The organism is Nocardia sp. NRRL S-836, assembly GCF_001279525.1.
Lineage (GTDB): Bacteria > Actinomycetota > Actinomycetes > Mycobacteriales > Pseudonocardiaceae > Lentzea.
Map to the genome: position 1 here is coordinate 18,545 of NZ_LGDY01000136.1, position 19,676 is coordinate 38,220.

Genomic DNA, 19,676 nt, shown 5'->3' on the forward strand with positions numbered 1-19,676 from the left:
CTCCCTCAGGTGAGCTCGGAGCGGGCGGCGTGGACCGCCGCGCCGAAGGAACGGAGGTCCGGCCGCCGCGCCGGATCCGTGGACAACGCCGCCGCGACGACGTCGGCGAGCCGGCGCGGGACGCGGGCGTACGCCGCCGGCGGCGCCGGTTCGGTGACCGGTCGACCGGCGATCACGTGGTGGGCGACGGCCGCGAGCTGGTAGACGTCGGTCCACGGGCCGACGTGCCCGGTTCCCCGCATGTGCTGTTCCGGCGCCTGGTAGTGGCCGGGGTGTTCGCCGCGGGCGACGGGATGTGCGGCCAGCCCGAGGTCGCGCAGCACGAGACCACCGTCGTCCAGCTCGACCAGGCCGTCGGGGCTCAGGCCGCGATGCGCGACGCGGTGCCGATGCAGGCCGTGCAGCGTCGTGGTGAGACGGGCCAGGCCGCCGCAGAGGCGGTAGAGCCGGTACGAGTCCAGCGCCTGCGTCCCCAGCACCGCGTCGAGGCCGGCGCACGGTTTACCCGAGCGTGCCGTGGGCCACGTGGTGACCAGGGTGCTGCTCGGAGCGTCGTACTGCACGACCTCGGGGAACCCGGCGCCCCGCACCGCCGCCAGCAGGTCGCGTTCCCGTGCGAGCGCTGCCGTGCCCTGCCTGAGCCAGACGTGGCCGCCGGGAACCGCGCAGCGTGCTCGGCGGTGCAGCGTCGTGCCGTCGGCCGAGTACCACTCCTCCGCCAGGTGTCCCTGCACGAGGTACGTGCGGTCGCCGACGACGAGCTCCGCACCCGCTCCGAACGCCCGCGGTACCTCGACGGGCGACGGAACGATCATCCGCACACCGACGTTGACGTCGCCGTGGATGTCCCGCGCCTGCACCACGTACCCGTTGACCGGGCCGTGCACCTCGTTGCTCACGCCGCCTCCCGCAGCCTTCTCATCCGGTGCGCGCACGAGGGGTGCGAGGCCAGCATCCGCGCGCGCAGCCCGGCCCGCGCCCGTGCGTCGTCATGCCCGTCGGAGATCCACCGCTGCAGCACGTCCTGCAGCACCGGCCCGTAGCCGAGCTCGGCCGCCACCCGGTCCGCTCGCAGCTCGGCGTGGCGGCTGGTCAACGCCAGCAGTGGTGCGATCACCGGCACGAGCAGCAACCACGGGCTCGCGGCGAGCGCGAACACCCCCAGCACCACGACCACCCCGATGCACGCGAACCCCATCACCGCGTTGCCGAACCGCAGGAACACCCGTCCGACCGCGAGCACGACCGACGCCACCAGCAGCACCACGAAGATCACGAGCCGGGCCGGCAGCTCGTACCACCAGCGCACCAGCGACGCGGTCGAATGCCCGGCGAGGTGGTGGCCCAGCTCGTGCGCCAGCACCGCCTCCAGCTGCCGCGGCGGCAGCACGTGCGCCAGCACCCGGTCCGCCGCGGGCAGGAACACCACCGCCCCGGACGCCAGCCACGCCACCGGCACCAGCCAGTGCGGTGTCACCAGCTGCCCGAGCAGGGCCATGACCGCCAAGCTGCTCACCACCACCGGCACGGCGAGGAGCAACTCGAACGCGACGGACGCGTCGGGACGGCGGCGTCTTCCGGACTCAGGCATCGTCAGCACCTCGGGCAGCTTCACGGGGGGCGTCCGAGGGTGACACCTTCACCCGTTTGTGTCCAGTCGATTGGACCAAGTCGCCGAACGCAGACCAGCCGGTCGTCGTTCCCGGGACACTCCGTCGGGTAGGTTCGCGCGGGATCTTCCGTTGGGGGAACACATGATCGTCGTCCGTGAGGTGCACCTGTCCGACGCCGCGGCCATCTGTGCGATCAACCGCGAGGCCCTCGGCTACGACTTCTCTCCGGAGGGCACCCGCGCCCAGCTGGAACGCATCATCAAGGCGCCGAACATCGCGCTGTTCGTGGCGGCGGAGGGCCCGGACGTGCTGGGGTACGTCCAGCTCAGCGACTACGAGAACACCTACCAGCGGCCGTTGAAGAACCTCATCACCCTCGCGACGTCGCCGCGGCACCGGCGCCGTGGCGTGGGGCGGCGGTTGCTGGAGGTCGGCGAGTCGTGGGCACGTGCGGACGGGGCGGCCGGGGTGCGGCTGGTGACCGGGCACGACCGGGAGGACGCGCGGAAGTTCTACGCCGCCAACGGGTACGAGGTCCGCAAGGAGCAGACGAACCTCATCAAGTGGTGGGACTGAGCAGCTTCTCCATCTCGCTGACCGGCAGCGCCGGGTTGGCGGCCGCCGCTTCGGCCGTGCCGGGGTCGGCGAGCAGGGTGAGGAGCACGTCCACCGGCAGGGCGGGGTGGCTCGCGGCGGCACGGCCGCGCTCGTCGCGCAGGCACAGCAGCAGTGTGGCGGCGGACGTGGCGGGGTGCGTGGCCACCTCGCGGAACGTGCGGTGGCCTGCGGGGGCGTGTGTCACCAGGTGGTGCAGCAGGTCCGGTGGGCAGCCGGGGTTCAGCGCGACGCGCGGGAACAGCGGTGTGCCGTGGCGGTGCACGAGAGCCCACAGCTGGCCGGCGGACAGCGCCGGGACGACCGCGACGCCCTTGGCCACGGCCGGTTCGGGGTCCGCGGCGAGGCGGTCGAGCACGTCGCGGGGCAGGTCCTCGCGCTGGGCCACCAGCATCCGCACCGCGGGCACCGCCGATCCCGCGAGCAGGCGGAGCTCGGCCGCGGTGGCGGTGGCGACGCGGGGCACGAGGGTGGGCCCGACGCGGCACGTGGCGGCGGCGTCGGCGAGGAGGTCGAGCGGGACGGCCGGGTTGTGCGCCACGGCGCGGCGCGTCTCCTGGTACGGGTCGGCGATGAGCGAGCGCAGCACGTCCTCCGGCACGCACGGGTTGGCGGCCAGGTCACGGCGCACTCCCGGAACCGGGTCGGCGGCGAGCCGGTCGCAGGCCGTGCGCGGCAGGTCGGGACGGGCCGCCAGCGCCCAGCGGACCAGCGGGTTCTCGTGGGTCGTGAGGCGGGCCAGGTCGGCGGGCGAGAGGGCCGGGTTCCCGGCCAGCCGGACGTCCGGGTCCGGCGGTTCGTCGTCGCACGCGCAAGCCGCGGTGTGCTGGGGTGCCGGGGAGTTCCGCTGCTCCGCGGAAAGATCGCCGCGGCGGGACAGGTGCGGGGTCAGGTCCCGGTCGCCCAGGGCGACCATCCGGTCACGCAGGGCGGGAGGCAGTGCTGGATTGCGGGCAAGGCCTCGTAGCAAAGCCAATTCCACCGAACCGATCCCCCTGGTGTGACGCGCGGGGCGTTGCCCCCGACAACGCGTATCATCTCAAATCGCGTTGATACAGCGGGGGTTCTGTGGCGAACGGCAGTGCCAGGCGGCGGCCCACCATCGGGATGATCACCGCCGGCCCGCTGGTCGAGCTGGCGGGCGAGCAGTGGCGTGGTGTGAGCGACGGCGCGCAGCGGCTCGGGTGTGACCTCGTGTGCTTCGTGGGCAGCGAGCTGGACCACCCGGAGCCGCACAAACGCCGTGCCAACGCCGTGTACGACCTCGTGTCGCCGGATCGCATCGACGCGCTCGTCGTGTGGACCACGCGCGTGGGGCAGCTCATCGGCTCCGAAGGCATGCGGGAGTACGTGAAGCGGTACGCGCCGATGCCGATGGTGAGTGTGGAGACCTCCCTCGCGCAGTGGCCGGCCATCTTGATGGACAACCGGAACGGCATGCGGCAGGCCGTCGACCACCTCATCGAGGTGCACGGCAAGCGGCGCATCGCGTTCGTGCGCGGGCCTCAGTCGCACGCCGGGGCGCAGGAGCGGTTCCAGGGGTACGCGGACTCGTTGCGCCGGCACGGGATCCCGCTCGACCCCGGGCTGGTGACGATGCCGGGCTCGTTCGCCTGGGAGCCGGGGAGCGCGGCCGAGGCGGTGCGGCGGATGCTCGCGTCGGTGGCGGTGCCGCCGGACGCCATCGCCGCCGCCAACGACGACTACGCCACCGGTGTCGTGACCGCGCTGGAGGAGCTGGGGTTCCGCACGCCCGAGGACATCGCGGTCGTCGGGTACGACAACCACACCAACGTGCGCACGCACGACCTCGGCTACGTCCGGGGCGACGGCCGCCGGGCCAGGGTGCACCGCGAGGTCGACGTCGACGCGGCGACGCCCGCGTTCACCACGGTGCGCGCCCCGTTCCACGAGATGGGCGTCCGGGCCGCGGAGCTGGCGCTGGCACTGGTCCTCAAGCGGCCCACGCCGCCGGTGCAGACGATGCGGACCGAGCTGGTCGTGCGCAGGTCGTGCGGCTGCCTGCCGACCGGGCTGGGTGGCCACGCGCCCGCGCACGGCCGGCTCACCCTGTCGGAGTCGGCGACCGCGCACACCGTGGCCGACCACCTCCGCTCCTCGCTCGGCCCGCTGTCGCAGGCGCTGCCGGACGGCTGGGCCGAGTCGCTGGTCGTCGAGCTGATGGCGGCCGGGCGCGGTGAGGTGGAGGGCGCGGAGTTCCTCAAGATGCTCGCCGAGTACCTCAGGGCGAGCGCGCGCGCCGGGTGCGTGCCGGAGAGCTGGTGGGCGCCGCTGTTCGACCTGTACCGGTTCGTCACGTCGCGGGTCACCGACGCCACGCTGGTCCAGGAGCTGTGGCTGCGCGTGCAACTGCTCGTGGGTGACGCGTTCCGCACGGACGCGAAGTTCAAGTACCTCTCCCACGAACGCCACGACCAGACGGTGCGCGAAGCCGGACAGCGGCTCATCGCGTCGAGGGACGTCAACGAACTGACGGACGCGCTGGTCGACGAGCTCCCCCGGCTGGGCATCCCGTCGTGCCACGTCATGGCGTACGAGGCGCCCGGCATCGCGCGTGTGCTCGTGCGCTACGAGCAGGGCAAGCTGCGCATCTGCCCGGCCACGCCGTTCCCGGCCGTCAACCTCACGCCGTACCCGTACCGCCGCGACGAACCGTTCAGCTCGCTGGTCGCGCCGCTGCACACCGACGACGAGCACCTCGGGTACGTGATCTTCGAGGAGGGCCCGGAGCAGGGCTGGATCTACGAGGCCGTGCAGCAGCAGCTCAGCAGCGCACTGCGCGGCATCCGGCTGATGCAGGAGCTGAAGGACGCGCGCGCCCGGCTCGAAGAACGCGTCGGCGAGACCGAGGCGCAGCTGCGGCACGCGCAGAAGATGGAGGCCATCGGCCGGTTGACCGGGGGCATCGCGCACGACTTCAACAACATCCTGACCGTGGTCAACGGCAACAGCGAGATGCTGCTGCGGCGCACCCTGCCCGACGACCCGCGGCGCACGGCGATCGAGGACATCCACCACGCCGGTGAGCGGGCGGCGAACCTGACCCGGCAGCTGCTCGCGTTCACCCGCCAGCAGGTGCTGCACCCCGAGTCGCTCGACCTGAAGGAGAACCTGACCAAGGTCGGCTCGATGCTGCGCACGCTCGTCGGCGACCGGATCGAGCTGGAGCTCGACCTGCCCGACGGCGTCTCCCGGGTCTGGGCGGACGCGGGCCAGGTCGAGCAGATCCTGTTCAACCTCGCGGTGAACTCGCGCGACGCGATGCCCCAGGGCGGCACGCTGGCCGTGGAGATCGCCGACGCCACGCTCGGCCCCGGCGACACCGGCCGCATCGTCGGCGTGCGGCCCGGCGAGTACGTCGTGATGCGGGTGCGCGACACGGGTGCGGGCATGGAGGCGTCGGTGCTGGCGCAGGTGTTCGAGCCGTACTTCACGACGAAACCGGTCGGCAAGGGCACCGGGCTGGGCCTGTCCACGGTGTTCGGCATCGTGCAGCAGAGCGGTGGCCAGATCGAGGTCGTCAGCGCACCCGGTCAGGGCACGACCGTCGAGGTCTACCTACCGGTGCCGCACGAGACAGGTGGTGCGGCGACGGCACCGTGCGCGCGTCGCGTCACCACGCAGCTCGGCGCGGGCACGGTGCTGCTCGTGGAGGACGACGCGCAGGTGCGGGTCCTGACCCGCCGCTCGCTGGAGACCGCCGGGTACGCGGTGGTCGAGGCGGGCGACGGCCAGGAGGCGCTCCAGCTCGCGGCCGAGCACCGCAGCACCATCGACCTCGTGCTCACCGACGTCGTCATGCCGAAGATGGGCGGTCCCGAGCTCGTGGCGCTGCTGCGGTCCACGGGCGTGGCCCCCGCCGTCATCTACATGTCCGGGTACACCACCGACGAGCCGATGACCGACGAGGTGCTGATCAGCAAGCCGTACGTCGAGTCGGAACTGCTCGACCGCGTCCGCGCGGTGCTGGACCGGGCCGGGCCCGATCGCCCCGGACCGGGTCAGGAGGCCTGAGCGCGCTTGGCCACGGCGAGCCGCACGCTTTCGTCGAGCGCCTCGATCCGGAACGGTTTCTGCAGGTAGCCCGCCACGTCGTGGCCCGCGAACCGGTGCTGGAGCACCGTGCGGTCGTGGCCGCTGGTCAGCACGACGGGCACGGACAGCCCCTCGCGTTCCACCTCGGTCAGCACCTCGCCGCCGGACAGGCCGGGCATGCTGTGGTCGAGCAGCATCACGCTGACCTCCGCGCGGCGCTCCCGCAGGATCGCGAGCGCCTCGGTGCCGTCGGCCGCCTGCAGGACGCGGTAGCCCAGCTCTTCGAGCAGGCTGACGGTGTACCTGCGCACGGGGTCCTCGTCCTCGACCACGAGCACCAGACCGGCTTGCTGCATGGGCGTCAGTATGCCGGAAACCATTCGTCCACTCAGCACCAGGTGCACAACTATTACCGATAATTGTTCACGAGCCGCTCCACGGCGTGACGAGGTCCGTTCGGGCTACATCGTCGTGCCTGTTTCTGCGCTAGCCTCCGTGCACCGCTGCCGCTCCACGCTGAGAAAGAGGCACCAGGAAAGGCCAACTCCATGCGCAAAGCGACGGCAGCAGCCTGTGTGGCCGTGCTGTTCACATTGTCCTCCGCACCCGCGCAAGCCGCTGTGACTCCTTCGGAGCGGGTGACGATCGACGTGGTGACGGTCAACGGGTCCGGGTGCGAACAGGGCACCGCGGAGGTGGTCGTCTCACCGGACAACACGTCGTTCTGGGTGATGTACAGCGACTACCTCGCGCAGGCCGGCAAGGGCGCGGGTGCCACCGACTTCCGGAAGAACTGCCAGCTCAACCTGCAGATCAACATTCCGCAGGGCTTCACCTACGGCATCGCGGAAGCCACGTACGGCGGTTTCGCGCACCTGGAGCGGGGCGCCACCGGGCACCAGTGGGTCAATTACTACTTCCAGGGCCAGGCGGCGAACAACCAGAAGAAGCACTCGTTCGCCGGGCCGGTCGACGACAACTGGCGGGTGACCCACCGGACCGAGTTCGCGGACATCGTCTACGCGCCGTGCGGCGAGAAGCGGAATCTCAACGTCAACAGCTCCCTGCGCGTCGACAAGGGTTCTTCGGACCCCGGCGCGAACAGTTTCATGACGATGGACTACGCGCGTGGCGAAGTGCGCACGCTGTTCCAGTTCTCGTGGAAGCGCTGCGACTAGCACCTGACGTTCTGCTGACAATCCGGCGCCTTTCCCGCCCCCTGAGTTGCGCCGGAAAGGTGTTCCGTGCTCACCGCGTGCGCTCGAAGCGCCGACCTCCCCCGGAGCTACCGCACACGCCCGGCGCGTGTGCGGTAGCACATTGGTCAGCTCAGCGACGTACAGATCCGCGCGCAACGCTGTCCTTAACTCGTGACGGAGCAGGTCGGGGTGAAGGGGCAGCCATGCCAACCGCCGCATACGCGCAGTACGGTGAGGATCGCACGGCTCACAGGGGAGGTCGGATCCTGACCACGACGCTGCTCCCGGCCTGGCGGCCGACATCGGCAGAGGCCGGTTCGCGCTGGCCGTTGACCGGCGACGTCCGCCAGGTCGCGGCCGACCTGGGGCTGGTGCTCGTCGGGGTGCTCGACGTCTGGCTCGGCATGTCGTGGCTGGCCGACGAGAACCCGCCGGCCTACTCGCTGTGGTTGTCCTGGCTCGCGGCCGCCGTGCTGCTGCTGCGCCGCCGGTTCCCGTTCGCGGTCGCGCTGCTGACCATCCCCGGTTTCTTCTTCGGCTGGGCGCAGATGGCCGCGATGATCGCCCTGTACGCGGTCGCGCGCCGGTACGTGTGGGGCTGGCAGACGCTGGCGGCGGGCGTGCTGGTGTGGCTGAGCCGCTCGGCCCTGTGGCCACCGGAGGACTTCCTCAAGTTCCCCTGGTACGCCCACCTGCACTCGGCGATCCGCGGCGTGATGATCGCGGGCCTGCCGATCGCACTGGCCCTGCTCGCCCACGCACGCCAGCAGCTGGCCGACCGCATCGCCGAGCTCGCCGAGTCCCGTGAACGCGAACGCGTCCTGCACGCGCACGCCATCCGTGCCGACGAACGCGCGCGCTTGGCCCGTGAGATGCACGACGTGGTGTCGCACCAGGTCAGCCTCATCGCCATGCAGGCCGGCGCGCTGCGGATGGCCGTCGCCAACGCCGAGCACAAACAGGTGGCCACCACCATCAGGACGCTCTCCACGCGCACCCTGGACGAGCTGCGCCAGCTCGTGTCCGTCCTGCGCACGGCCGACGGCGACGACGCGGCCCAGCCCGGTGTCGGCCAGCTGCCCGAGCTCGCCGCCGACGCCGGATTCGAGGTGGACCTGCAGGTCCACGGGCCGGTGCAGGACGTGCCCGCCCCCGTGTCCGGTGCGGTCTACCGGACCGTGCAGGAGGCGTTGACGAACGTCCGCAAGCACGCGCCCGGTGCCGCCGCGCACGTGGTGGTGGACGCCGACGACGAGGCCGTGCGCGTCGAAGTGCGCAACACGGCCGCGCCGGAGCCCGGCCAGTCGCTGCCCAGCGGTGGCCACGGCCTGGTCGGCCTGCGGGAGCGCGCCACGCTGCTGGGCGGCGAGTTCTCCGCGGGGCCGACCGACGAGGGCGGCTACCTGGTGGCGGCGTCGTTCCCCACCCAGCGCTCCTCCGACGACTGAGCGCTCCAGCCGGACGACCAGCTCCCTCCAGCCGGACAGCTCCCCAGCCCGGCAGCTTTTTCTCAGCCGGACAGCTCTCCCCAGCCCCGCAGCTCCCTCCAGCCGGACAGCTCTTCCCAGCGGGACAGCTCATCCCAGCGGGATAGCTCTCCCCTGCCCGGCAGCTCCCCGCAGCCGGACAGCCCCCTCCGGCCGGGCGGGGCCCAGGCTCAGCGCCGGGAGGCCAGCGCCGCGCTGATCCCCGCCGCCGCGCCGAGGACCCCGCAGGTCAGGGCGATCGGCAGGGTGGGCTCGCGCTGGAGCAGCACGGACACCAGCAGCCACACCGCGAGCCCGAGCCCGAAGCCGAGCGGCACCGACACGACCACCGCGCCGGCCCCGGTCTGCCGGCGCCGCTGGGCCCGCAGGTTCGACTCCAGGTAGGCCAGCGTGAAGAGCAGCAGCAGCGCGGAACCCGTGCCCATGATGCTCAGCCACGGCGTCCGGTTCGACACGAGCAGGAACTCGCGCCCGTCCGCGGCCGCCGTGACCGCGCCGCCGACGATCCACCGCGCCGCACCGGGCAGCTCGAACCCGGCCGGTCCGCGCGGCACGTCCGCGAGCTGGACACCGGCCAGGCTGACCACCAGCCGTTGCCCCTCTACCGTCACCGGCCCGGACAGGTCCGCCGGGAACGACGGCAGCTCCCGCCCCGGCACCGCGAACGGCACGGCCACCAGCGCCAGCAACGACACCGCGGCCACCAGCCACAGCCACCACGGGCGCGCCGGCGGCTTGATCACCTGGGCGGCCGGCACCAGCGTGCTGCCGCCGCTGAGCCGCGCCGCGGGAACCGGGTCCGTGAGCGTGGCCCTGATCGGCTGCCGGGTGATCGAGAGCGTCTCGCGCGGCTGGGCAGGCCGGGCGGACGGCTTCGCCGAGGACGCCGAGACCTGCGGCGCGAGGTGCACGGGCATGCCGAGGCGCATGAGCCAGTCCGGCCCGAACAGGTGGGCCGCCGCGCCCGCCAGGTCGATCGCGAACGTCTCCGCGTTGCGGTACCGCGCGGACGGGTCGCGGGTGAGGCTGTGCATCACCACGCCGGCCAGCGGTTCCGGCACGGTGTGCAGCGGCCTCGGTTCCTGGTAGACGCGCTTCTGGATCATCGCGATCGGCCCGCCGCCGCGCTCGAACGGCAGGTCGCCGCTCAGCAGCTCGTACAGCACCGTGCCGGCGGCGTAGACGTCCGCGGCGGGCGTGAGCGCGTTGCCCAGCGCCTGTTCCGGCGCGATGTAGGCGGGTGTGCCGAGCACCGCGCCGCCGTGCGTGACCAGCGTGGCGCCCTCGGACACCACCTGGGAGATGCCGAAGTCGGCGACCTTCACCAGGCCGTTCGACGTGAAGAGCAGGTTCTTCGGCTTGACGTCGAGGTGCAGCACGCCGGCCTCGTGCGCCGCGTGCAGCCCGGACAGCGCCGCCAGCACGATGCCGCACGACTGCTGCGCGGTCAGCCCGTCGGAGGCGAACCGCGACCACACCGTGCCGCCGTCGAGGCGTTCCATCACGAGCAGGTGCTCGCCGTGCTGCCGCACGTAGTCGTACACGGGCACGATGTGCGGGTGGTCGAGCCGGGCGAGCAGCCGTGCCTCGTGCTCGAAGCGCTCGCTCATCCGCGGGTCCTCCGCGACGGCGGCGGGCAGCCGTTTGATCGCCACCGGACGGCCGAGCTGCCGGTGCACGCCGCCGTAGACGACGCCCATCCCGCCCTCGCCGATCTGCTCGCCGACGGCGTACTGCGGGAGCGCGGCGACCACACTGGACAAAGTCACCGGTGCATCCTCACGGTTTCGGAATCCTGACGGTATCCATTTCGGACAGGTGGTGTTCGCCGGGATGCGGCGTCACGTAGCCGAGGAGCAACGCGACGGCGGCCGCGCCGACGAGGAACGGGATCTCCGCCGTGGGCGACGGTGCCACGAGCCGCAGCACCGACAACGAGAACACCGCGATCAGCCCGGTCCCGACACCGGCGGGCAGGAACCGCATCGCCCGCTGCCACCGGTTCGCGGGCAGCCGACGGCGGGCGAGCGCGATCAGCGCGCTCAGCCACGACAACGCCGTCAGCACCAGCACCCCGAGCCCGAACGCGCCGTAGACCGACCACAGCGAGCCGCGGATGTCACCGGTGGCGTCGATCGAGGCGATCACGTTCCGCTGCGGGTCGATGACCTCGACCGCGACCGGCAGCAGTCCGGTGGCCTGCGCGCCCAGGTCGGCGGGCTCCAGCGGGAACGTCCGCGTCTCGCTCTCCCCCGCCGGCACGTCGAACGGAACCGTTGTGTCGTAGGCGAAGAAGGTCAGCGCCAACGCGGACCCGCTGATCCGCACGGTCTTCACGCGCTGCACGGTGCTCGTGTCGTTGCGCACCGTGACCGAGATCTTGGCGGTCCTCTCCGGGTCGAGCACCATGACCGTTGCGCCAACCGGCGTACTGTCCACTGTGGCTTCGAGCGTCACGGACCCGCCCTGTGCGGACGCGGTGGACGGCAGCAGCATAATTCCGCACCACAGCAGTGAACCTGCACCGGTCATACGACGTCTCACTAGCGCACCTTCGGTTCTGATCCGGGGAGAGGGAATGCGGTCTTCAGGCTTACTCGTGGCCTTGGCGGCCGGTGTTACGGTGCTCAGCGCCACACCGGTGGCCGCCCAGCAGCCGCCGGCGCTCTCGGCGAACCCGAACGTCGGAGCCCCTGGAACGGCCTTCAAGGTCGCGTGGACCGGGATCTTCTACGACCCGGACTGCACGAGCTACGGCATGCGTGTGCTCTGGGACGGCAAGACCGTAGTGGGCAGCGGCACGGGATCGGGTCGCGGGACGGGTTCCGGTTCGGCAACGGTTCCGACCGGCGCCACCGCCGGCAGCCACCGCGTGACCGTGCAGGCCACCTCCTGCCCCGCCGGTTCGGCGTCGACGACGTTCACCGTCCGCATCCCGCCGACGACCACGACCCCGCCGCCGCCGGTCACGCAGCCGCCCGTCACCGCTCCCCCGGTGACGAACCCGCCGGTCACCACCCCGCCCGTGACGCGGCCGCCGGTCACGACGACCACCACGAGCGCGCCCAGCACGACGACCACCACCACCACGAGCACACCGTCGTCCACGGACGCGCCGTCGTCCACCGACCCGTTCGGCTCCTCCAGCGACGGTGTCCTGGTGCTCGACAAGGACAACATCCAGCCCGGCGAGGACCTGACCGCGACCGGCACCGGTTGTCCCAAGGGCGCCAGCGTGACGCTGCGGTCGCTCGGCCAGGACGTCGGCAGGACCACGGCCGACGACAACGGCGACTTCACCGCGCCGGTGAGGTTCGCGAGCATCGAACCGGGCCGGCACCGGGTGCGGGCCGAGTGCGGCATCACGCTCGTCGGCAACGTCGACGTGACGCTGTCGAGCTCGTCCGGCGGCACGAGCAGCACGCTCGTGGTGCTGTTGTTCTTCCTGCTGATCGGTGCCGTGATGCTGCGCCGCCAGTTCTCCGGCCTGCGCCGCTGACCGCACGCGGGGACCTTCCGCACGCCAGGATCGTACGAAAGCTCCCCGCGTGGCCTCGGGCAGGAAACGCGACAGGCCCCCTCTCCGCAGATGAGGGGGCCTGTCGCGGTGTTCGGAAAACTGTTCGAGCCTTACGGTTCCTCGCGCTGACGGCGCAGCTTGGCGAGAGCCTCTTCGAGGATCGCCTCACCGTCCGCGTCGGAGCGCCGCTCCTTCACGTACGCGAGGTGCGTCTTGTACGGCTCGTTGCGCGGAGGCGCGGGTGGCGTCTGCTCGTCACGACCTGCCGGCAGGCCGCAGCGCGGGCAGTCCCAGTTCTCGGGAATCTCCGCGTCGACCGCGAAGGAAGGCCGGGACTCGTGACCGTTCGCGCACCAGTACGACACCCGACGGCGCGGCGCGGACTCGCCGCGCTCCGACTCGCCCATCGGGCCTGCGCCGACGCGGGTACCGCGAATCGCGTTACCACCAGACATCGACCGTTACACCCCCACCAAGTGGTTACCCCAAGCCCCGAAGGGCTTCTGCCGCTGAACGGAGATCAGCTACCCGCGCCGGGCAGCTTGATCAGCAGTCCGATGCCCACGATCGCGATGATCCAGACCGCGCCGACGAACAGAGTCAGGCGGTCGAGGTTCTTCTCGACGACGGACGAACCGGACAGACTCGACTGCATGCCGCCGCCGAACAGCGAAGAAAGGCCGCCACCACGGCCGCGGTGCAGCAGCACGAGCAGCACCAGGAGCACGCTGGAGACGATCAACAGGATCTGCAGGAACAGGACCATTTCTTCCTCACTGACAGGCAGCCGACGCCATAGAGTACCTGCTCGACTGCCGAACGTGTGCAACCACTTGGGGTGCGTGGTGTGTTCGGATCAACTTAGGGTAGAGGCCCGCCCGCGGCCAGAGCGCACAGCTTGGTGAATTCGTCCGCCTGAAGGCTCGCACCGCCGACGAGAGCGCCGTCGATGTCCTTCTGCCCGATGAGCTCGCCGATGTTCGACGACTTCACCGAACCGCCGTAGAGCACCCGCACGACCGCCGCGGTCTCCTCACCGAACTTCTCCGCCACGAACGAGCGGACCAGCGAGCACACCTCCTGCGCGTCGGCCGAGGACGCGGTCTTGCCCGTGCCGATCGCCCACACCGGCTCGTAGGCGAACACGATCTTGGCGACCTGCTCGGCGGTGAAGCCCTTGAGGCCGTCCTCCAGCTGCCGGCGGACGAGCTCCAGGTGGCCCTTCGCCTCGCGGACGTCGAGCTTCTCGCCGAAGCAGAAGATCGGCGTGACCTCGTGCTTGAGCGCGGCGGCGATCTTGGCGTTGACCAGCGCGTCGGTCTCGCCGTGGTACTCGCGGCGCTCGGAGTGGCCGACGACGACGTAGTGGCAGCCGAGCTTCTTGAGCATCAGGCCCGACACCTCACCGGTGTAGGCACCGGAGTCGTGCCGCGAGATGTCCTGCGCGCCGTACTTGAGCAGCAGCTTGTCGCCGTCGACCAGCGTCTGGATGCTGCGGATGTCGACAAACGGCGGGAGAACGGCCACCTCGACCTTGGCGAAGTACTTCTCCGGCAGGGAGAAGGCGATCTTCTGCACGAGGCCGATCGCTTCGAGGTGGTTGAGGTTCATCTTCCAGTTGCCCGCGATGAGCGGGAGCCGGGCTGCCATCGCTCAGGCCTCCAAAACGCTGATGCCGGGCAGTTCCTTGCCCTCGAGGAACTCCAGGGAGGCGCCGCCGCCCGTGGAGATGTGCGAGAAACCGTCCTCGGGCAGGCCCAGCGCGCGCACGGCGGCGGCGGAGTCGCCACCACCGACGACGGTGAACGCGTCGGAGGCCACGAGCGCCTCGGCCACGGCACGGGTGCCGCCGGCGTAGGTCTCGATCTCGAACACGCCCATCGGGCCGTTCCAGAACACGGTCTTGGCGTCGGCGAGCTTCGAGGCGAACAGCTCGCGCGACTTCGGGCCGATGTCGAGGCCCATCTTGTCGGCGGGGATCGCGTCGGTGCCCACGACGTCGTGCTCGGTGTTGCCGAACTCGGCGGTGACCAGCACGTCGACCGGCAGCACGAGCTCGACGCCGCGCTCCTCGGCCTCCGCGAGGAAGCCCTTCACCTGGTCGAGCTGGTCCTCCTGCAGCAGCGACGTGCCGACCTCGTGGCCCTGGGCCTTGAGGAACGTGTACGCCATGCCGCCGCCGATGACGAGCTTGTCGACCTTGGACAGCAGGTTCGCGATGACGCCGAGCTTGTCGGACACCTTCGCGCCGCCGAGCACCACGACGTACGGGCGCTCCAGGTCGTCGGTGAGCTTGCGCAGCACGCCCAGCTCGGTCTCGACCAGGCCGCCGACGTAGGCGGGCAGCTTCTGCGCCACGTCGTAGACGGAGGCCTGCTTGCGGTGCACGACACCGAAGCCGTCGGAGACGAACGCGTCCGCGAACGCCGCCAGCTCGTCGGCCAGCGTGCCGCGTTCGGCGTCGTCCTTCGAGGTCTCGCGGGCGTCGAAGCGCACGTTCTCCAGCATCACGACGCCACCGTCGGTCAGCGCGGCGACGACGGCCTTGGCGGAGTCGCCGACCAGGTCGTCCGCGAGCGCGACCTCGGCGCCGAGCAGCTCACCGAGGCGAGCGGCGGCCGAGGCGAGGGAGAACTTCGGGTCCGGCTCGCCCTTGGGGCGGCCGAGGTGAGCGGTGACGATCACGCGGGCACCGGCGTCGGCCAGCGCCTTGATCGTCGGCACCGACGCGCGGACGCGGCCGTCGTCGGTGATCCGGTCTCCGTCGAGGGGGACGTTCAGGTCGGCGCGCACCAGGACGCGCCGACCCGCGACACCCTCTGCGAGCAGGTCGCTGAGAGTCTTCACTGACTTTTCGCCCCTGCTCAGATCTTGGACGCGACGAGCTTGACCAGGTCCGCGAGGCGGTTGGAGTAGCCCCACTCGTTGTCGTACCAGCCGACGACCTTGACCTGGTTGCCGATGACCTTGGTCAGCGGCGCGTCGTAGATGCACGAGTGCGGGTCGGTGACGATGTCGGCCGACACGATCGGGTCCGTCGAGTACTTGAGGATGCCGGCCAGGGGGCCCTCGGCGGCGGCCTTGTACGCGGCGTTGACCTCGTCCACGGTGACCTCGCGCTTGAGCGTGACGGTCAGGTCGGTGGCCGAGCCGGTGGGGATCGGCACGCGCAGCGCGTAGCCGTCGAGCTTGCCCTGCAGCTCCGGCAGCACCAGGCCGATGGCCTTCGCGGCACCCGTGCTGGTCGGCACGATGTTCAGCGCGGCGGCGCGGGCGCGGCGCAGGTCCTTGTGCGGCGCGTCCTGCAGGTTCTGGTCCTGCGTGTACGCGTGGATCGTGGTCATCAGGCCCTGCTCGATGCCGAAGCTGTCGTTGAGGACCTTGGCGAGCGGCGCGAGGCAGTTCGTGGTGCAGGACGCGTTCGAGATGATCGTCTGCGACCCGTCGAGCTTCTCCTCGTTCGCGCCGATGACGACCGTCAGGTCCTCGTTCTTGGCCGGCGCGGAGATGATGACCTTCTTGGCGCCACCCTCGTCGACGTGCGAGCGGGCCTTGGTGGCGTCGGTGAAGAAGCCGGTCGACTCGACGACGACGTCGACGCCGAGGTCCTTCCAGGGCAGCTTGCCCGGCTCACGCTCGGCGAGGGCCTTGATGACCTTGCCGTCGACGGAGATGCCCTCGTCGGTGACCTGCACGTCGGCGTCCAGGCGACCGAGGATGCTGTCGTACTTCAGCAGGTGGGCCATGGTGGCGACGTCACCGAGGTCGTTGAACGCGACGATCTCGATGTCGTGGCCGCCGGCACGCACCGCGCGGAAGAAGTTGCGGCCGATGCGACCGAACCCGTTGACACCTACACGAACCGTCACGACGGACTCCTTGCGTTCAGCTGGCTAGGAACAGGCCCACCCTATCTGCCGAACTGCGTCGCTGGTCACAGGGATAGTGAGTATCTCTGGATCGAACCAGAAAAACAGGCTCTGATTAGGCCGTTCGGCGTAGCGCGGCACGGCGGCGCGGGCGACGGGCCGCCGCCCGCGCCGGACGCCTCAGACCTCGGCTTCGAGCATCTCCGCGGTGACCGCCGACTCGGTGTCGGGCAGCCCCAGGTCCTTCGCGCGCTTGTCGGCCATCGCCAAGAGACGCCTTATGCGCCCGGCAACGGCGTCCTTGGTCATCTGCGGCTCGGACAGCTGCCCGAGCTCCTCCAGCGACGCCTGCCGGTGCGCCAGGCGCAGCTGGCCCGCGGCCGCCAGGTGGTCGGGGGCCTCCGGGCCGAGGATCTCCAACGCGCGCGCGACCCGTGCGGCCGCGGCGACCGCGGCGCGGGCTGAGCGGCGGAGGTTGGCGTCGTCGAAGTTCGCCAGGCGGTTGGCCGTGGCGCGAACCTCGCGGCGCATGCGGCGTTCCTCCCAGGCCAGGACGCTGTCGTGAGCGCCGAGCCTGGTCAGCATGGCGCCGATGGCGTCGCCGTCGCGGATGACCACGCGTTCCGCGCCGCGGACCTCGCGTTGCTTGGAGGCGATCTGCATCCTGCGGGCCGCACCGACCAGCGCCAGCGCCGCCTCCGGACCGGGGCAGGTGATCTCCAGCGAGGAGCTGCGGCCGGGTTCGGTCAGCGAGCCGTGGGCCAGGAAGGCGCCGCGCCACGCCGCCTCGGCGTCGCACACGCCACCGGACACCACGGGTGCCGGCAGGCCGCGCACCGGGCGGCCGCGCGGGTCGAGCAGACCGGTCTGGCGCGCCAGGCCCTCGCCGTCCTTGACGACGCGGACCACGTAGCGGGTGCCCTTGCGCAGGCCGTTCGACTGGATCGTGAACACCTCGGCGTGGTGGCCGTAGAGCGCCTGGATCTCCTTGAGCAGCCTGCGGGCCGCGGAACCGAGGTCGAGCTCGGCCTCGACGACCACCCGGCCGGACACGATGTGCAGGCCACCGGCGAACCTGAGCAGGGATGAGACCTCCGCGCGGCGGCAACAGGTCTTGGATACCGCGAGCCTGCTCAGCTCGTCCTTGACCGCCGACGTCATCGCCACGGGTCTGTCCCTCCCACTCCGGTCTGTTCGACCACTTGCCTCAGGCAGCCTGCCAGCGCCTCCGGGTCGTGCCGGTCGGCGGCGTCCGGTGCGGCGATCCTGGCCAGGTGCGTTCGCGCGCCCAGTGCCGAGGCGGCCCTGGTCAACCGGTCCGGCGTGGGGACCGAGTCGACGTCGGCGATCACCGCGTCCACCTTCAGCTCGGGTGCGTGCTCGCAGACTACGTCCAGATGCCGCTCCGGTGAGAAACCGGCGGTTTCACCCGGTTGGGGCACAAGATTGAGCACAAGGACCTTTTTGGCGCGCGTGCGCACCAGCGCGTCGTGCAGCTCCGGCACCAGCAGGTGCGGCAACACGCTGGTGAACCACGACCCCGGACCGAGTAGCACGAGATCGGCGCCGAGTACAGCGTCCACCGCCTGCGGACAGCCGACAGGTCGCCCGTTCGGGGCGGTGAGCCGGATCCGCCGCACCAGTCCGGGCGTGGTCGCGATGGCGACCTGCCCCCTGATCCGGCGGACGTCCCTGACGTCCTCGTCGAGCCCGGTGACGTCGGCCTCGATGTCGAGCGGGTCGTTCGACATCGGCAGCACCCGCCCCCGCACGCCGAGCAGCTTCCCGGCCGCGTCGAGCACCGCCACCGGGTCGCCGAGCTGCTCCAGCAGCCCGGCGAGCACCAGGTTGCCGACCGCGTGGCCGGCGAGGGCACCCGTGCCGCCGAAGCGGTGCTTGAAGAGCGACGTCCACAGCACGCTGTGCTCGTCCTCCCCCGCCAGCGCCGCCATCGCCTTGCGCAGGTCACCCGGCGGCAACAGGTCCGCCAGCTCCCGCCGCAACCGCCCCGACGAGCCCCCGTCGTCCGCGACGGTCACCACGGCCGTCACGTCGTCGGTCACCCGCCGCAACGCCGACAACGTCGCGTGCAGCCCGTGCCCACCGCCCAGAGCAACTGCCTTCAACTTCGTCACTCGCGTCCCAGATCCCTGTGCACAACCTTGACCGCCATGCCGTCCTCACTCGCCAGCCGCGCCGACAACTCCTCGGACAGCGCGACACTGCGGTGCTTGCCACCGGTGCACCCGATAGCGAGCGTCAGGTACCGCTTGCCCTCGCGCCGATATCCGGCGCCGACCAGCCTGAGCAACTCGTGGTACCGGTCCAGAAATTCCTCGGCCCCCTCCTGCGACAGCACGTAGTTGCGCACCTCGCCGTCCAGGCCGGTCTGCTCGCGCAGCTCAGGGATCCAGAACGGGTTCGGCAGGAACCGCACGTCCATGACGAGGTCGGCGTCCATCGGCAGCCCGTACTTGTAGCCGAAGCTGAGCACCGTGACCCGCGTCCTGGTCGCCGCCTCGGTGCCGAACGTGTCCTCGATCTTCGCCCGCAGCTGGTGCACGGACAGGGCACTCGTGTCGAGCACCAGGTCCGCTTCCTGCTTGAGCGGCGTGAGCAGCACCCGCTCCGCCTCGATGCCGTCCTGCAACCGCCCGTCACCCTGCATCGGGTGACCCCGCCGCACCGCCTCGAACCGGCGGATCAGCACGGCGTCGGTGGCCTCCAGGAACAACACCCGCGGCTTGTACCCGCGCGCGTCCAGGTCCTTGATGATCGACGCGAGGTCTTCGGTGAACGCACGACTGCGCACGTCCATCACGACCGCGACCCTGGTGATCGCCCCACGCGCCTGCGCGCCGAGCTCGACCATGGTGGCGATGAGTTCCGGGGGCAGGTTGTCCACGACGAACCAGCCGAGGTCCTCCAGGCACTTGGCCGCGGTGCTGCGACCCGCACCGGACAGCCCGGTCACCACGGCGACTTCGATGCCGGACTTCTCCGCGTTCACGACTACGACTCCGTTACCTGTTCATGAGCGAACACGTTCGCTCTCGTTTGGGCAGCTTCGTGGGTTCCGGCGCCGGTCGGTCCGACCGCGCCGGGTGCAGTGTCCACCGGGAAGCCCTCCGCGCGTGGCAGGTTCGTGCCCCGCGTGACGCGCGCGTCACGGTGAGGCGGGTCTCGTTCGGGGGGACGGGCTGGTCGTGCGGTGGGGTGGTGGGGTGTCGGGTCCTGGCGTCACTCGGGTGGGTGAATGTTGTCCGGATGTGCGCTGGCGGGCGTCTGTCAGGTGGATCAGGAGGGTTGGTGTGTTC

The 19,676-nt window shown here is 71.0% G+C and carries 19 protein-coding genes; 5 read left to right on the forward strand and 14 right to left on the reverse strand.

The annotated features are described in order from the left end of the window. Window positions 1–5: 5 nt before the first annotated feature. On the reverse strand, window positions 6–899 hold the full coding sequence (locus tag ADL03_RS37260) for a hypothetical protein (RefSeq protein ID WP_053738333.1): 894 nt from the start codon (window positions 897–899) through the stop codon (window positions 6–8). After that, window positions 896–1,591, reverse strand: a complete 696-nt coding sequence (locus tag ADL03_RS37265) for a M48 family metalloprotease (protein WP_063798844.1) — start codon at window positions 1,589–1,591, stop codon at window positions 896–898. Before ADL03_RS37265 ends, ADL03_RS37260 begins: the two co-directional genes overlap by 4 nt. Window positions 1,592–1,754: 163 nt before the next feature. Here ADL03_RS37265 and ADL03_RS37270 point away from each other — a divergent pair, with 163 nt between their 5' ends. Next, window positions 1,755–2,189, forward strand: coding sequence for a GNAT family N-acetyltransferase (locus tag ADL03_RS37270; protein WP_053738335.1), 435 nt, complete (start codon window positions 1,755–1,757; stop codon window positions 2,187–2,189). On the opposite strand, the gene ADL03_RS37275 is transcribed toward ADL03_RS37270, so the two are convergent. Then, complete coding sequence (locus ADL03_RS37275; RefSeq protein ID WP_053738336.1) at window positions 2,173–3,144, reverse strand: hypothetical protein; 972 nt, start codon at window positions 3,142–3,144, stop codon at window positions 2,173–2,175. The genes ADL03_RS37270 and ADL03_RS37275 overlap by 17 nt on opposite strands. Before the next feature lie 191 nt (window positions 3,145–3,335). Between ADL03_RS37275 and ADL03_RS37280 the strand changes: the two genes are divergently transcribed. Continuing rightward, entirely contained in the window at window positions 3,336–6,263 is a 2,928-nt protein-coding gene (locus ADL03_RS37280; RefSeq protein ID WP_157529631.1) for a substrate-binding domain-containing protein, read from the forward strand. On the opposite strand, the gene ADL03_RS37285 is transcribed toward ADL03_RS37280, so the two are convergent. Further along, on the reverse strand, window positions 6,251–6,640 hold the full coding sequence (locus ADL03_RS37285) for a response regulator (protein ID WP_053738338.1): 390 nt from the start codon (window positions 6,638–6,640) through the stop codon (window positions 6,251–6,253). The genes ADL03_RS37280 and ADL03_RS37285 overlap by 13 nt on opposite strands. A 225-nt stretch (window positions 6,641–6,865) precedes the next feature. Between ADL03_RS37285 and ADL03_RS37290 the strand changes: the two genes are divergently transcribed. Both ADL03_RS37290 and ADL03_RS37295 read left to right on the forward strand, forming a co-directional pair. Continuing rightward, window positions 6,866–7,462: a DUF4360 domain-containing protein gene (locus tag ADL03_RS37290; protein ID WP_197288985.1), complete on the forward strand. Its 597-nt coding sequence runs from the start codon at window positions 6,866–6,868 to the stop codon at window positions 7,460–7,462. A 224-nt stretch (window positions 7,463–7,686) separates the two neighbouring features. Beyond that, window positions 7,687–8,931, forward strand: a complete 1,245-nt coding sequence (locus tag ADL03_RS37295; RefSeq protein WP_082373801.1) for a sensor histidine kinase — start codon at window positions 7,687–7,689, stop codon at window positions 8,929–8,931. Window positions 8,932–9,140: 209 nt separating this feature from the next. On the opposite strand, the gene ADL03_RS37300 is transcribed toward ADL03_RS37295, so the two are convergent. Together ADL03_RS37300 and ADL03_RS37305 are read right to left on the reverse strand one after the other, a co-directional pair. After that, window positions 9,141–10,739, reverse strand: a complete 1,599-nt coding sequence (locus tag ADL03_RS37300; RefSeq protein ID WP_053738341.1) for a serine/threonine-protein kinase — start codon at window positions 10,737–10,739, stop codon at window positions 9,141–9,143. 10 nt (window positions 10,740–10,749) lie between these two features. Further along, window positions 10,750–11,466, reverse strand: a complete 717-nt coding sequence (locus ADL03_RS37305; protein WP_197288986.1) for a hypothetical protein — start codon at window positions 11,464–11,466, stop codon at window positions 10,750–10,752. A gap of 109 nt (window positions 11,467–11,575) precedes the next feature. Here ADL03_RS37305 and ADL03_RS48995 point away from each other — a divergent pair, with 109 nt between their 5' ends. Then, window positions 11,576–12,469, forward strand: a complete 894-nt coding sequence (locus ADL03_RS48995; RefSeq protein ID WP_197288987.1) for a hypothetical protein — start codon at window positions 11,576–11,578, stop codon at window positions 12,467–12,469. Window positions 12,470–12,600: 131 nt separating this feature from the next. Here the strand turns inward: ADL03_RS48995 and ADL03_RS37320 are convergent, their stop codons facing one another. From ADL03_RS37320 to rapZ, 8 genes are all read right to left on the reverse strand, one after another. Beyond that, the gene (locus ADL03_RS37320) at window positions 12,601–12,945 is read right to left on the reverse strand and encodes an RNA polymerase-binding protein RbpA (protein ID WP_053738343.1); all 345 of its coding nucleotides are present in this window, start codon (window positions 12,943–12,945) and stop codon (window positions 12,601–12,603) included. 65 nt (window positions 12,946–13,010) lie between these two features. Continuing rightward, complete coding sequence (gene secG, locus ADL03_RS37325) at window positions 13,011–13,256, reverse strand: preprotein translocase subunit SecG (protein ID WP_045316962.1); 246 nt, start codon at window positions 13,254–13,256, stop codon at window positions 13,011–13,013. Between the two features lie 95 nt (window positions 13,257–13,351). Continuing rightward, the gene (gene tpiA, locus ADL03_RS37330) at window positions 13,352–14,140 is read right to left on the reverse strand and encodes a triose-phosphate isomerase (RefSeq protein WP_053738344.1); all 789 of its coding nucleotides are present in this window, start codon (window positions 14,138–14,140) and stop codon (window positions 13,352–13,354) included. Between the two features lie 3 nt (window positions 14,141–14,143). Then, window positions 14,144–15,358, reverse strand: coding sequence for a phosphoglycerate kinase (pgk, locus tag ADL03_RS37335; RefSeq protein ID WP_053738352.1), 1,215 nt, complete (start codon window positions 15,356–15,358; stop codon window positions 14,144–14,146). Further along, window positions 15,355–16,359: a type I glyceraldehyde-3-phosphate dehydrogenase gene (gene gap, locus ADL03_RS37340; RefSeq protein WP_053738345.1), complete on the reverse strand. Its 1,005-nt coding sequence runs from the start codon at window positions 16,357–16,359 to the stop codon at window positions 15,355–15,357. Before gap ends, pgk begins: the two co-directional genes overlap by 4 nt. A gap of 180 nt (window positions 16,360–16,539) precedes the next feature. Beyond that, window positions 16,540–17,526, reverse strand: a complete 987-nt coding sequence (gene whiA / locus ADL03_RS37345) for a DNA-binding protein WhiA (protein ID WP_053738346.1) — start codon at window positions 17,524–17,526, stop codon at window positions 16,540–16,542. Then, window positions 17,517–18,494 carry a uridine diphosphate-N-acetylglucosamine-binding protein YvcK gene (yvcK, locus tag ADL03_RS37350; protein ID WP_304438821.1) on the reverse strand — a complete coding sequence of 326 codons (978 nt, stop codon included), beginning with the start codon at window positions 18,492–18,494 and terminating at the stop codon, window positions 17,517–17,519. The genes whiA and yvcK overlap by 10 nt, the downstream gene beginning before the upstream one ends. Continuing rightward, on the reverse strand, window positions 18,491–19,369 hold the full coding sequence (rapZ, locus tag ADL03_RS37355) for an RNase adapter RapZ (protein ID WP_157529633.1): 879 nt from the start codon (window positions 19,367–19,369) through the stop codon (window positions 18,491–18,493). The genes yvcK and rapZ overlap by 4 nt, the downstream gene beginning before the upstream one ends. Window positions 19,370–19,676 lie beyond the last annotated feature (307 nt).

What these genes read in the sequence shown, in the direction of transcription:
- ADL03_RS37275 (WP_053738336.1), bottom strand. Translation starts at nt 3,144, where the DNA reads ATGGTCGCCCTGGGCGACCGGGACCTGACCCCGCACCTGTCCCGCCGC.
- tpiA (WP_053738344.1), bottom strand. Translation starts at nt 14,140, where the DNA reads ATGGCAGCCCGGCTCCCGCTCATCGCGGGCAACTGGAAGATGAACCTC.
- ADL03_RS37320 (WP_053738343.1), bottom strand. Translation starts at nt 12,945, where the DNA reads ATGTCTGGTGGTAACGCGATTCGCGGTACCCGCGTCGGCGCAGGCCCG.
- ADL03_RS37305 (WP_197288986.1), bottom strand. Translation starts at nt 11,466, where the DNA reads ATGCTGCTGCCGTCCACCGCGTCCGCACAGGGCGGGTCCGTGACGCTC.
- secG (WP_045316962.1), bottom strand. Translation starts at nt 13,256, where the DNA reads ATGGTCCTGTTCCTGCAGATCCTGTTGATCGTCTCCAGCGTGCTCCTG.
- ADL03_RS37265 (WP_063798844.1), bottom strand. Translation starts at nt 1,591, where the DNA reads ATGCCTGAGTCCGGAAGACGCCGCCGTCCCGACGCGTCCGTCGCGTTC.
- ADL03_RS37270 (WP_053738335.1), top strand. Translation starts at nt 1,755, where the DNA reads ATGATCGTCGTCCGTGAGGTGCACCTGTCCGACGCCGCGGCCATCTGT.
- ADL03_RS37285 (WP_053738338.1), bottom strand. Translation starts at nt 6,640, where the DNA reads ATGCAGCAAGCCGGTCTGGTGCTCGTGGTCGAGGACGAGGACCCCGTG.
- ADL03_RS37280 (WP_157529631.1), top strand. Translation starts at nt 3,336, where the DNA reads ATGATCACCGCCGGCCCGCTGGTCGAGCTGGCGGGCGAGCAGTGGCGT.
- ADL03_RS37295 (WP_082373801.1), top strand. Translation starts at nt 7,687, where the DNA reads ATGCCAACCGCCGCATACGCGCAGTACGGTGAGGATCGCACGGCTCAC.